This window comes from Rhodopseudomonas sp. RCAM05734 (assembly GCF_052658035.1).
This window is the reverse complement of record NZ_CP199742.1, coordinates 3,147,664-3,160,469: the sequence shown is the minus strand read 5'-3', so window position 1 is coordinate 3,160,469 and position 12,806 is coordinate 3,147,664. Positions and strand designations below refer to the sequence as shown.

10 protein-coding genes are annotated in these 12,806 nt (G+C 59.8%); 1 reads left to right on the top strand and 9 read right to left on the bottom strand.

Going from position 1 to position 12,806, the window contains the following annotated elements; translation table 11 throughout:
• Nucleotides 1-251: 251 nt before the first annotated feature.
• Nucleotides 252-1,343: an acyltransferase family protein gene (locus ACUXVA_RS14945; RefSeq protein WP_445492983.1), complete on the top strand. Its 1,092-nt coding sequence runs from the start codon at nucleotides 252-254 to the stop codon at nucleotides 1,341-1,343.
• A gap of 225 nt (nucleotides 1,344-1,568) precedes the next feature.
• Here the strand turns inward: ACUXVA_RS14945 and tnpC are convergent, their stop codons facing one another.
• From tnpC to ACUXVA_RS14900, 9 genes are all read right to left on the bottom strand, one after another.
• Nucleotides 1,569-3,092: an IS66 family transposase gene (gene tnpC, locus ACUXVA_RS14940; RefSeq protein WP_265079592.1), complete on the bottom strand. Its 1,524-nt coding sequence runs from the start codon at nucleotides 3,090-3,092 to the stop codon at nucleotides 1,569-1,571.
• A gap of 85 nt (nucleotides 3,093-3,177) precedes the next feature.
• Nucleotides 3,178-3,534 (bottom strand): IS66 family insertion sequence element accessory protein TnpB, encoded by a 357-nt coding sequence (tnpB, locus tag ACUXVA_RS14935; RefSeq protein WP_265079591.1) that lies wholly within the window; start codon nucleotides 3,532-3,534, stop codon nucleotides 3,178-3,180.
• The gene (tnpA, locus tag ACUXVA_RS14930) at nucleotides 3,531-3,923 is read right to left on the bottom strand and encodes an IS66-like element accessory protein TnpA (RefSeq protein WP_445491550.1); all 393 of its coding nucleotides are present in this window, start codon (nucleotides 3,921-3,923) and stop codon (nucleotides 3,531-3,533) included. The genes tnpB and tnpA overlap by 4 nt, the downstream gene beginning before the upstream one ends.
• A gap of 515 nt (nucleotides 3,924-4,438) precedes the next feature.
• Nucleotides 4,439-5,617, bottom strand: coding sequence for a hypothetical protein (locus ACUXVA_RS14925; RefSeq protein ID WP_445492981.1), 1,179 nt, complete (start codon nucleotides 5,615-5,617; stop codon nucleotides 4,439-4,441).
• Nucleotides 5,618-5,629: 12 nt separating this feature from the next.
• Complete coding sequence (locus tag ACUXVA_RS14920) at nucleotides 5,630-7,057, bottom strand: HlyD family type I secretion periplasmic adaptor subunit (protein WP_445492979.1); 1,428 nt, start codon at nucleotides 7,055-7,057, stop codon at nucleotides 5,630-5,632.
• Nucleotides 7,058-7,059: 2 nt separating this feature from the next.
• Nucleotides 7,060-9,273 carry a peptidase domain-containing ABC transporter gene (locus ACUXVA_RS14915; protein WP_445492977.1) on the bottom strand — a complete coding sequence of 738 codons (2,214 nt, stop codon included), beginning with the start codon at nucleotides 9,271-9,273 and terminating at the stop codon, nucleotides 7,060-7,062.
• Nucleotides 9,251-9,589, bottom strand: a complete 339-nt coding sequence (locus tag ACUXVA_RS14910; protein ID WP_265079596.1) for a hypothetical protein — start codon at nucleotides 9,587-9,589, stop codon at nucleotides 9,251-9,253. The genes ACUXVA_RS14915 and ACUXVA_RS14910 overlap by 23 nt, the downstream gene beginning before the upstream one ends.
• An 11-nt stretch (nucleotides 9,590-9,600) precedes the next feature.
• Nucleotides 9,601-11,124: a DUF4082 domain-containing protein gene (locus tag ACUXVA_RS14905; RefSeq protein WP_445492975.1), complete on the bottom strand. Its 1,524-nt coding sequence runs from the start codon at nucleotides 11,122-11,124 to the stop codon at nucleotides 9,601-9,603.
• Nucleotides 11,125-11,264: 140 nt separating this feature from the next.
• Nucleotides 11,265-12,131, bottom strand: coding sequence for a hypothetical protein (locus tag ACUXVA_RS14900; protein ID WP_445492973.1), 867 nt, complete (start codon nucleotides 12,129-12,131; stop codon nucleotides 11,265-11,267).
• Nucleotides 12,132-12,806: the final 675 nt, after the last annotated feature.

Sequence of the window (12,806 nt, the reverse complement as noted above, 5' to 3'; positions counted from 1 at the left end):
CAACCCGCGCCCCGAGCTGGCCGTTGCGCTATGCCAAGGCCTCCGCGCAAGTTCGCGGCGCCTCCACCACCAGAACCGGAAAACACTTGGGGCAAGGTCAGCTAGTCGAAAAGTTAGCCCAGCTCGATCTCTGAGGGCTCTCCCTCTTGTCAGAATAGCCATATTAATATTAATTATTTTATTAATTGAACCACTAAACGGGTTGTTCAATTTCCCGTTTTTACGCTTTTGATTATTTAAAGGAATCCAATTTGCGGCAGAATAAATTAGATTCGCTGAGGGGAATCGCGTCGTTGGCGGTTGTGCTTCACCACGCCTGCTTGACCATTCTGCCGCACTACCCTTGGATAGAGATATTTTCATCATGGTGGTCTCCGATCAGGCTGATTTTTGTCGGACGACCTGCAGTAATTTTGTTTTTTATTTTAAGCGGCTTCGTCCTTGCGATCTCTATCGAGCGCGAGATGACCTGGAATTATACCATTTTCGCCTTCCGGCGTATTTGCCGAATATACATCCCAGCGATCGCTGCCATAGCGTTTTCTGCCACGCTTTATTACATTGTACATCCGGTCGATATTGCTCACCAAACAAGTTGGTTTAAAGAAAACTGGACCGAGCATTTGGATTTCACCAAGCTTCTGAACCAGGCATTCTTCCTTGGGCGAAAACAAGACGCGTCACTAAACATCGTTTTTTGGAGCCTAATTATCGAGCTCAGAATATCACTAGTCTTTCCAGCGCTTTATTTTTTGAGCAAGCATCTTTCAACATCGCGTTCAGTGTTCGCAATGCTCATCTGGATAGTGGGCACTGAGACGGCAGTTCGATTGTTCGGATTTGATACTTTGCCGTACTTTTCAGATTCCCCTTCGCAAGCTATTCTTGCTTGGTGTCATTTTATCCCATTTTTCTACTTCGGCGCGATGCTGGCATCGCATCGCGAAACGATAAAATTCGAGTTGAATCGCTCATCGAGATTAGTTTTCTTGCTGGCGCTAGCGGTTGCTTTAGCGGCCATGACACGCGTGAACGATTTCATCGCCGGCGTCGGGAGTGGGATCATCATCGCTCTTTCACTTTCGGATCGCGCAGTTCTTCTTGAACACAAGATATTCTGCTGGTTGGGCCGCATCTCGTACAGTCTATATCTGGTGCACGTACCGATTATTTTTGCTATGTATTACTCACTTTGGCAGCGCCTGCCGCCAGTATTGGTCATTGTTTTGGCCGTCGCGGTATCGATCTGCTTCGCAGCAGTATTTCATGCCCTAGTTGAGCGTCCGTCCCAACTGTTAGGCAAGACGCGATGGCCATCATCGGACCGACCCCAACGCGTTTAGGTTTGGCGAAGAGCCTCAATCATTGGAGAGCGCCGCCGCCTGGCAGAACTCGTCACGACGGTGACCTGACCGGTTCGCACGAATCTACCGAGCTTTTCGATGTCGACATGGATCAGCTCGCAGGAGTGGCCGCGCACGTAGCGACGCACTGGCTCTGCCGCAGCGGCGCCCTGAGAACGCGCGTAAGCATCCCGCGAGGAGCGCGTAGCAGTGTAAGCGTCGTTCTCAGGCCACGGCTCTGAGGTCTTGCTTTTGGTAGGCCCACGGCAAGAGCGCGTCGATGTCGCGGTTGGGATGACCGCTGGCGATCCTGGTAAGGACGTCTGTCAGGTAGCCGAGCGGATCGATATCATTGAGTTTACAGGTCTCGATCAGCGAGGCGATGGTGGCCCAGTGCTCGGCACCTCCGTCGGATCCCGCGAACAAGGCATTTTTCCGGTTCAGTGTGATCGGGCGGATAGAACGCTCGACGGCGTTGTTGTCGAGTTCGATGCGGCCATCGTCGAGGAAGCGGGTGAGGCCCTCCCAGCGCGACAGCGCATAGCGGATTGCCTCGGCGAGCTTGCCCTTCTGGCTGATCAGCCCGAGTTTTGCGCGCAGCCAACTCTCCAATGCGTCGACCAGCGAGCGGCTTTTCTGCTGCCGCACGGTCCGACGCTCCTCGGCGGTGCGGCCGCGGATGTCGTTCTCGATCGCATAAAGCGCGGCGATGCGCTGCAGTGCTTCGCTGGCGATCGGCGCAGGTCCGGGTGTGGCGAGCTTGTAGAAGTTGCGCCGCACATGGACCCAACAGAACGCCAGCTGCACGTCGCCGCGCTCGGCCAGCCGGCGGTAGCCGGCATAGCCATCGACCTGCAAGATGCCCCTGAAGCTGTCGAGATGGGCGATCGGCCGCTCGGCCTTGCGGTCCGGCGCGTAGACATAGGCCACGCCTGGCGGCTCGGATCCGTTCCATGGCCGGTCGTCGGCGGCATAGGCCCACAACTGCCCGGTCTTGGTGCGACCACGACCAGGATCCAGCACCGGCAACGTCGTCTCATCGGCAAACAGTTTTGGCCGCTCTCTGAGCTTGTCGAGCAGGCGTTGGTGCAGCGGACGCAGATGCCAGGCGGCATGGCCCACCCAGTCTGCCAGCGTCGAGCGGTCTAGGTTGACGCCCTGGCGGCCATAGATCTGGGCCTGCCGATACAGCGGCAGATGATCCGCATATTTGGAGACCAGCACCTGGGCGATGGTGGCTTCGGTCGGAAGCCCACCCTCGATCAGCCGCGCCGGCACTGGGGCCTGCACGACGCCATCCTCACATTGGCGACAGGCGTATTTCGGCCGGATCGTGACCAGCACCCGGAACTTCGCCGGCACGATATCCAGCCGCTCGCTCTTGTCTTCGCCGATCCGGTGCAACGCGCCCTGGCAGCAGCGGCAGGTCTTGTCGTCGATATCGATGGTGGTCTCGATCCGCGGCAGATGCGCCGGCAGCGCGCCGCGATTGGCCCGACGCTTCGCAGCTCCGGCCTGTCGTGCGGCCGGTGTCGCCTGCTCAGCTTCCGCGACGTCACGCGCCGCCGCCTGCTCGACGTCTTCCAAACCGAGCTGCATCTGGTCCTCGGGCAGCGTCTCCGCCCGGCGGCCAAACTGGTGGCGCTGCAGGTCCCTGATGATCTGACGCAGCCGTTCGTTCTGCACCCGCTCGGCGAGCAGCATCGCTTTCAAGGTCTCGGAATCATCGGGCAATGCGTCGCGCGGCATGATCAAATCAGATCATGTTTACCAGCATTTTGCGACGTGCTCGATGCTGCTGATTCACTTTGCCACAGCAACAAACGTCCAGGCGTTAGCCGGGCTGTGCCGGCGTCACCGTCTCGCGCGCCGCGTGGACACGCCGCCAATCCAACCCTTCGAGCAGCGCCGACAATTGCGCGGCCGACAAATGGATCACGCCATCTTCGATCTTCGGCCAGCGGAAGATGCCGTCCTCCAGCCGCTTGGCGAACAGGCACAGACCCGTGCCATCCCAATACACCAGCTTGATCCGATCCGCGCGCTTGGCGCGGAACACGTAGACTGCGCCCGAGAACGGATCCGCCGCCATGCTCTCCCGCACCAGGGCCGCCAACCCATCGGCGCCCTTGCGGAAGTCCACAGGCCTGGTCGCCACCATCACCCGGACCGCGCCCGTCGGGCCGATCACGCTCCGGCTTTCAGCGCCCGCAACACCGCGGCGATGGTGTCCGACGGAGCGCCCGCGCCGATGCGCACCGTCACGCCGTCGATCGCAACCTCGATCGTTCCGCCAAGCGGTTCGTCCCGCTGCTGCCGCCGCGCCTTGCGCTGTCGAGATCCCGCAGTCTCGCACAGTGCCGCGGTAACCACCGCCGGGACGAACCGTGGTTCATCATCCTTGGAAACGACCGCCTGAGCTTCCCTGACTCGCCGGCGCCAGCCAAACAATTGCTGCGGTGACAATCCGTGCCGCCGCGCCACGCCGGAAACAGAGTCGCCACTGGCTTCGATCTCCGCAACGACCCGCGCCTTGTCCTCGGCGCTCCACGTCCGCCGGCGCCCCGCACCGGTGAACACCTCCAGTCGCCGAACCGGCTTGCTGATAGCACTATCCACTGTGTCCATTCTAAGCCTAGCGGTTCGAACGAACCGAAACGTCGCAGATCAGCACGTCAACCGAAAGGTGCGGCCGGGACGACGCTTACGGATCAACTTGTAGGATGTTGTGCCAATTCCACGGCAAACAGCTCATCGAGCCTTTGGACGAGATGCTCGGCGATGCGCCAGGACATCGGCAAGCCAAGCCTTCAGATCTCGTCATCCATCCAGCGACGGCGCCGACCAGTCTCGACCATGGCCAGCCGAGAGTCCTTGTGGATGTTCATCCGGGGCCCCTCGCGGACCGCTAAAGCTTCGACGCCCGCAGCTTCCCCGACCGGGACCGGACGGACAACCTATTGAAAGCTCGCAGCTAAGCCTCTCTCGGCTCGGTCCGCTCCACTTGACTTCGGGACCGAGCTACCACTCAGAGTCAATCGTCAGTGATCGCATCGATGCGTCTTTCTTCGCCACGGCACTTAGCGTGACCGCCCTCATCGCAAGGCGCTGCTGAACACCAAATTATGCGTCAATTGGTCAAGATCGTATCGCTCTCCGAACGACCACAGGATCCATCCGAGTTCGTAGCTTCGGCACTCCATCCGGAGCGTAAGGCTGGCAGGCGGGATCAACTGGGTTTTACGACCAAGATAGGCGTTCGCGACAGCGCGAACCACGCGCCTGTCCTTCGAATGCAGTTCGTTCACACGCACCTGCGACCGATAGCTCAGCTGCGACGCCGGCAGCAGCATCGATCGCCTCAGTTGGTTCTCACCAAAGATCCAGTTGAATCCCTTCACCAACGCCTTGGTTGCTCCCTCCACATTGTGGCGTTCCGCAAATTCAAGCAACGCAGGTGCCATTCCGTACTGATGAACCGAATAGACCTCGTAAAAATCGACCACCTCGCCACGCTTCGCGTCGAAGAACCACGGCCATTCACCTTGGGGGCCCTGTAACTCAATCAAGCGGCGTACGCATGAATTGGCCAGCTCGATTGCCTCCGGCTCGCCGGCAAACTCACCATAGCTGTAGCAGGCGATGGCGAGATATGTCTGGGTCGCGAATGACGCGAAGCGGCGCCGGAACCCGGTAGCAGTGTCACAGAACAGTGCGGAATCCGTTGCGTAGGACTCGCTCAGAAAGTTGAACAGAAGCGCAGCGTGATGGGAAAATTCGGTCCTGCCTTCCACCGCTTGGGCAACGATCCCTATCAGGAGCATTCCTAGATCCTGCGCCCGGAACGTCGTCCACCTGCCTCTGTTTTCAAGCAATTGTCTAATCACTTTAGAAACGCTGAACGGCACCTCAAGTTTCAGTTTCGCCGCGGCCCAAAGGGCCATGCCGAACGCATAGGTCGGCACGGGCAGACGCGTAAGCTGATCGACATTGGTCGAGAACACGTCTGGAATGTTGATAGCCTGCGGCACGGCCCGGATGCGTGACATTCCCAAGAGAACATTTAGCGAATAGAAGACGTCGCTATGAGGAACGGATTCGTTGGGATTCTCGCGCCCGTCGAGATGGTAAATATGAGACCATCGCTGCTTATCTGGGAGCCAGCATTTCTGCAAGCCGCTCAGCGCGTAATTGACCAGCGGCGAATTCCCCATGACCCCGCTTGCTGCAACGGACCTCGGAGCGACAACATCCTGCCCACCTGCGTTGCTCATACAACCTCTCGTTCAATATTCACGAATGCTCTCATCCAGGCCACGGAGAAGTGGATAGAGAAAATAGGACATCACGCTCCGTTGCCCGACTTTGAGCTCCGCGGTCACGGCCATGCCAGGGATGAGTTGAACCTGCCCCAACGGAGTTCGCAGCTTGCCGTCGGTCACGTCGACCAACACGCGGTAATAAGGAGCGGGATTGCGGCGCGACGCGTCAGTCTTCGAGTCCGGGTTAAACGCATCCTCGCTGACGACGCGCACCATTCCCGTTGCCGTTCCATATTTCTGGAAGGGAAAGGCGTCGAACTTGAGACGGGCGGCTTGTCCGAGGACAATCTGGCCGATATCTCGGCCCTCGACGTTGACCTCCACCTGCAACGGCACGTTGCGAGGCACGAGTACGAACAAGGTCTCGGCCTCCTTAACCACTGACCCGACGGTGCGGTTCGCGAGTTCCAATACAACCGCATCAGCTGGAGCCGACAGGACGATGAGTTGCCTGCGCAGCTCCGCCTTCTTCAGGTCTTCTGCCGCACCGCTCCGCTTGGCCAGTGTCTCGACCAGTTCCTGATATGTCGCGCGCTTGAACTCCTCAATGAAAACCTGTCGATCCGCTTCGGCCTTCTCGATCTTGTGCGCGCTATCTACTTGGTTTCCCCGCGCTCTCGACAGGCTGCTTTCCACCTCGAGACGCGCATCCCGCGAGAGCAGGAAGTTCAGCCTGGATCCGACTTCCCGGTCCATCAGGGTGGTCCGCATCGACTCGATGGACTTCATCGTTTCAAGGCGCTGAGCCAGCACCGTCTCATCGTCTTGACCTGTCTTCAAATTCGCGCGGGCGCTGGCAATCTGCGCGTCGAAAGTCGCCAATTGGGCGCTATAGAACGACCTACGTTGTGCGAACAACTTGCTCTGCAAGATAGCATCGGGGTTGTTCGGCTCCGTCAGAACGTAGTCGCGCCCTTCGAGTTCGGCCTTGAGGCGTTCAATCGCCGCATCGAACGCCGCGACTTTAACGCGCAATTGGTCGAGGTCAGCCTGCGAAAATGTCGGGTCGAGGGTCGCCAGCGGATCGCCCTTCTTGACCACGTCCCCAGCGCGGACATGCATCTGCCGTATGACAGACGTTTCGAGCGGCTGAAGGACGAGATTCGGGCGGGTCGTCGTGAGCTTTCCCTGCGCCGAGACGATCGTTTCGACGTGAGAAAGCGAGGCCCACAGAACGGAAGCGAATATCAGGGCCACCACGCAGTAGAGAGTGAGACGAGCAACGTTCGGCGGCGTACTCTGTTCGATCTCCACAGCATCGGACTGGAACTCGCGGACGACGTCGGGGCGACGCATCCTCGCGGACCGTAACGCCGTTGGCTTCCGCCTTTCGGAGCTCGCCGGACTTGCTCCCCCCGCGGCAGGCGAGTTCGCGCGCTCATTGATGTCCATCGTCAGGCCGCCTTCATCTGCTGATTCCACAAGTGCCGATATATGCTGCATTTGGCGATGAGCTTGTCGTGCCTATCGACATCGACGACACGGCCGCCCTCGATCACAAGGATAGAGTCCGCCTCCGCCAGCATCGACAGCCTGTGCGAGACGATAACCACGGTTCGGCCGGACGCGATGCGACGGAGATTGCGACGAATGATAGTTTCGCTCTCCGAATCGAGGGCACTTGTCGCTTCATCAAGGATGAGAATGCGCGGGTTGACGATCAGCGCGCGCGCGATCGCCAGCCTTTGCTTCTGCCCGCCGGAGAGATTGGACGCGCCCTCCTCGAGCAGAGTGTCATAACCTCGCGGCAGTCGCTGGATGAAATCGTCCGCGCCCGCGAGTTGTGCCGCCTGGACGACCTCAGCAAAGGTCGCATCGCGTTTGACGCGTGCGATATTCTCCCGAATAGTCCCGCGGAACAGGAAGCTGTCCTGCAGAACGACGCCGAGATTCTTCCGGAGGTGAACAAGGTCGACCTCGCGCACATCATAGCCGTCGATCCGCACCAGCCCCTGCTGGATGGGGTACAGGCCTGACATCAGACGCGTGAGCGTCGTTTTTCCGGAACCACTGCGTCCGACGATCCCAAAGACCTGCCCTGGCGCAATTGAAAAGGACACGTCGTCGAGAGCTGCGGCTCCTTCGGCGCCATAGCGGAAGGAGACGCTTTCGAATTCGATGCTTCCCTTAATGTCCGGTCGCAATCCGCTGCGCAACGCCTCACGCTCTGGAGCCTGGTTCATGACTTCACCAAGCATCCTGACGGCGAGCGCGACTTCTTGATACTCATGCACCATCGTGACCATCTGCACCAGCGGCCCTGAGACACGACCAGCGAGCATGTTGAACGCAACCAATGCGCCGATCGTCAATTCGCCGCCGAAGACGTCCAACGCACCGAGGCCGATGATGCCGAGCGTCATCAGCTTCTCGAGGAACCCGGTCGTGGATTGAGCAGCGGCCGAAATCTTCTCCACGTTGAAGCGCATGGAGACCGACTGTGCGCAGCAGTCGTCCCAAACCTTGCGCTGCAACGGTTCCATCGCCAGCGACTTTACTGTCCGCATGCCATGGACGGTCTCGACCAACAATGCCTGCCGCGTGCCTTCGGCTTGGTACAAACTAAAGAGGCGGCGCCGGAACGGCCCCATGAGAAGCACGACGATCGTGCCACTGAGAAAGGTGAATGCCAGCACGATTCCCGTCAGCTTGAGGCTGTACATCGCCAAGACAGGAATGAAGACGAGAAGCGAGAGCGCGTCCAGGAAGGTGAGAAACAGCCGGCCGGTGAGGAATTCCCGGATGCGGCTGGCCTGCTGCATATGTTTGACCAATATGCCTGCGGAGATGTGTTCAAAGAACGTCACCGGCAAACCCAACATATGGCCGAACGTCTTCGTGGCTACCCGTATATCGACTTTGTTGGTCGCATACAGCATCAGATATCGGCGCAGGAAGCTGAAGATCGCATCGAATATCAGGGCAACGACGGCTCCGGCTGCAAGGACGTACAAGGTGGTGAAGCTTTCATGCACCAGAACCTTGTCGATGACTAGCTGGAAGAAAATAGGAACCACGAGACCGAGTCCGTAGAGCAGAATGGCGGCGACGGCGACATCGACGAAGAGGCGCCGCTCGCACAGAAGCTCCGGGACGAACCAGCGGAAGCCGAACGTCTTCTCGGACGCGGCGCCCTTCTGATCCTGCTTGATGAGCAGAACATCGCCGTTCCAATTGGTACAAAATCGATCCTCGTTCACCAGCAAAGGCTCGTTACGCCGGTCCGCGAGCGGATCGATGACGTTGACGCATGGGGCATCGCTCCCACCGCCGGCGCCCGCGACCACCACCCAATTGCCGTTCGCGAGTTGAACCATCGCGGGGAACGCCTCCCCGAGGTTTACCAGAGCCTGCCAGTCGATCTTCGCAATCTTCGCTCTTAGCCCAGCCTGTCGGGCCATACGCACGACGTCCGAGACCGGGAGCGCGGCGCCATCGACCGCATGAGCATGCATCAACTGTTCGACGGACAGATCTACGCCGTGGCGCGCCGCAACGAATTCCAGGCACTGGAGTGCCGTCTGGACTTCGACGCGCCTCGCGGCGACGGGCTCGGTCTCCTGAGGAGGCGGTTGAACTTCGTCTTTAACGGAAATTTGATGAAGCATTTGGATTCCGTGACAGGTTCGGGGCTGATGCGGTCATATCCGCGTTGGTCGGGCTCGACATCGAGGGGTCCGACGACGGTCGCGGTTGGTTGCGTTTCACCACACCCGCGTCGACCAGCCCCTGCAGCGCGTTCTGCATGACTTCGACGGAGTTGGCGAACGCCTCGATCGGAAAGATCAGTCGCTGGCGAAAGACCTTCTTGGGCGCATTGTTCGCGTCGCGTTCGGTCGGCGAAAGACTGACGATGTCGACGCGAACGATCGACCCGCCTACCGTGATTTCGTCGATTCCATCGGTATATATTTCGGAATGCATGGTAGTTCTCCCTAGCCTGTGAGATTCGCCTTGAACAAGACATCGACGCCGTAACCGGTGGCGTTGAAGCTACTGGTCGGAAAAAGGCTCGCCGAGCCATAGGCATAGAGTCCGTTCGCGCTGCCGGACGTGCTTGCAGGCGCAATCAGCAACCCGCTGGTGTGCGAGTCGGCAAAGAAGCCAGGATCTGCGGAGTAATTGCCGTCGGTGTGATACGAAGCGATATAGGTCACGCCGGCGGTCAAAGAGACCGGGGTCGAGAACATCACTTGCTGCCAACCCTCCGCCGTTTCATTGGCAAACGTCGCCGTTGCGAGAAGGTCGCCCGTGGCGCTCCAGAAGTTTCCGACGTGAGTACCGGTGTTGTCGACGCCTTTGAAGAAGCGCAGTCCGACCACATCGCCATCCATCATGCTGTAAAATTTGAAGCCCAGTTCGACGGAATTGCTGTCGTTCGCTGTGACCACGCTCGGCACAGCCGCCGAGTCGAAGAACGTGGTCGGCTGCGCCCCCGCAACCCAGAGCTTCACATCCGCCGTAGCGGACATGCCGAGGCTATTGGTTACCGTGTAAGAAAATCCGGCGGCGCCGAAATACCCTGACGCAGGGGTGAATATCACCGCTTGCGTAAGCGGGTCATACGAGACCGTTCCGTTGACTGCGCTCCCGGCCGCCGTCACGGAAAGAGGAAGATCATCCGGATTCTGGTCGTTCGCGAGAAGCCGCGACGAGGCGATGGACGTCGAGCGCCCGGCGGCGATCGCCCCGACGACATCGTCGAGCGGTCCTGGCGGCGCGGGCGGCCTGCTGTAGACCACATCGACCCAGTAATTGTTGGCATTGTAGCTGTTCGTCGGAAACACGCTCGAAGAGCCGTATGCGTAAACGCTGCCGACCGCCGTCAGGTCTCCGCTCGTCACCGGGCTTGCGAAATAGCCTGGATCGGCGGAGTACAGGCCGTCGGTGTGATAGGAGGCGACATAGGTGACGCCCGCGCGAATTGCGACCGGGTTCGACAACGCAACCTGTTGCCATCCGCTGCCGGTCTCGCCACTGAACGTGGCTGTCGCGAGCAATGTGCCGGAAGAGTCCCAAAGGCTCGCCGTGTGATTTCCGACGTTATTCGCGCCCTTGTAGAAGCGAAGACCCGAAATCACCCCGTCCGAGGCGCTGACAAATCTGACGCCAAGTTCGACCGCATTGGGATCGTTCACCGGATCCATGACCGGTTGCGCGCCGCTATCGAACAGATGCTCGTCCGGCACCACGAACAGCGTGACGGTCGCTGGCGCGCTGCGCCCCTCGTCGTCCTTGACGGTGTAGGAGAAGCTCGCATTGCCACGATATCCGGCCGATGCGACGAAAGTGATCTGCTGGCTGAACGCGTCGTAGGTGACAGTCCCTTGCTGGGCCGCGAAAACCGCATCTACCGAGAGGTGCGAGCCAGGCGACGCCGTGTCGTTCGTCAGCAAGGCGGTTGCCTGGATCGTCCTCTTGCCGCCAAGAACCAGATAACCTTCGTCATTTCCGGCCACAGGTCGCGCAGTTGCCGGCGTAGCGACGGGCGGAGCCGCGGGCCCTGTTGTCGAGGCTCCGCCGTCATTCCCAGCGACCGGTCCGGCAATTGGGGACGAGGCAGCAGGCATAGCCGCGGACTCTGTCGCTGGGGCTCCGGTCATGGCCAGCGGCAAGGATCGTCCCGCCGGCGCCAAGTCGAACCATCCAACCGCGGCGGGAACTGCGAGGCGCTCTTCTTCGAAGCCGACGGCGGGGGGCGAGACGGCGCCGTCAGTTGCTCGAAATGCTCGGCCGTCGATTTCTCTATGGCAGTCTCCCCGCTATGCCAACTGTCGGGTGGGGTACCCGATCCAATCCAGCGTCGGCGCGCATCGGGGCTCCGCGCGCCCTGCCCGTCACTCTTCGGAACGCTCCCCGTCACCAAAGGCTCTTCGGTTGCCGGGTCCAGCGCCGGATCGTCGCCTTTCGGAGCAAAATCGGCGCGCGTCTGGCCATCGACGCGGTCACCCGCCAAGCCAGCGTCAATGGACGGTGTGGGCAACGCAGCAGCAGCGGTACTCAACAACGCGGTCAGGGCCGATATCAGACCGAATGCGAGCGGATCCACCTGCACCGCCGACGCATCCTTGCATCGTACCTGAACGGCACGACCGGATACGCGGCGCTCAGCCAGGATTGTCACGCGGACGATGAACGGCTCACCATCTGTTTCGATGGTTCGCAGCTCAAATTGGGGGTCTGATACCGAAGTGTGCGGGGAAGCCAGGAATTGCAGCGTTACCAGATTGGCGGCGAGGATCAGGTCCCCGACCTTGAGGCCTTGCTGCGATGCTGTTGTCCACATACGACCGTTGCGGGGGAGCGACATCACCTCAAGCGCCTGCTCCGGGCTTATGCCCAGAGCGGCAAAGTCCAGGTCCGTCCGCACCGGCCCCCCGTCCTGCTGTAGACGAAGCTGGATCGCAAGGATTGTCACCCGGGACCCGACGGACGATTTAATTCCGATCTTGCTCGTCGCGCACATCGCCTCCTCCCGGGGCGAGCAACCGGTATCTTCCGCTTTTCGACCGACGACAGGGGGAAATCGCGCGGAGGCTTCGCACGCCGTTGAATAATTTAGCAAATCTTCAACGTAACCGTGCTGCGGGGTAGTCTCCGCATACGGAATCGGTATCCGATTTGACATGATCAAACGCATCGCCCACCAAGGAGGAGACAGGTCTCAGTTGCGAAATAAATAATATTAAATAAAACCTGCGGTCAATTGAAATATGGAAATTTAAATGTATTGGCTAACGACGATATCGCCGCCCGTTGGCGAAGTTCGTGAAAATTGGGCCCGCAACCGCCCTTCTGTGCCCGGCGCACTGGCCTAAGCGACCGATCGCTCAAGATCCCTCACGTGATACGCGAACACCGTCGCGCCACGCTCGCGCTCCGCCGCCCGGGCGGTTCGACTCCGAGAAATACTCCCGTGGCCCGAGCGCAGTGCGGGGACGCCCCATTCGAGATAAATTGAGATCGGCAATTGACAGATCGGCGCGACTTCGAAGCTAGATGAACGACCGCCTCAGACACCGGGGCCGCCGAATGGCGGTCAAGACCGCACCGATGCAAACGTCGAGTCGCTGACCGCCGGAATTCGGGTGTGCGGCGCGTACACTCCTCGAACACCCTGTATTGGGCTTGCCGAATGCAC

Excerpts from the sequence above, each read along its gene's own strand:
- tnpC (WP_265079592.1), bottom strand. The coding sequence starts at position 3,092 with ATGCCGCGCGACGCATTGCCCGATGATTCCGAGACCTTGAAAGCGATG.
- ACUXVA_RS14925 (WP_445492981.1), bottom strand. The coding sequence starts at position 5,617 with ATGAGCAACGCAGGTGGGCAGGATGTTGTCGCTCCGAGGTCCGTTGCA.
- ACUXVA_RS14920 (WP_445492979.1), bottom strand. The coding sequence starts at position 7,057 with ATGGACATCAATGAGCGCGCGAACTCGCCTGCCGCGGGGGGAGCAAGT.
- ACUXVA_RS14915 (WP_445492977.1), bottom strand. The coding sequence starts at position 9,273 with ATGCTTCATCAAATTTCCGTTAAAGACGAAGTTCAACCGCCTCCTCAG.
- ACUXVA_RS14910 (WP_265079596.1), bottom strand. The coding sequence starts at position 9,589 with ATGCATTCCGAAATATATACCGATGGAATCGACGAAATCACGGTAGGC.
- ACUXVA_RS14900 (WP_445492973.1), bottom strand. The coding sequence starts at position 12,131 with ATGTGCGCGACGAGCAAGATCGGAATTAAATCGTCCGTCGGGTCCCGG.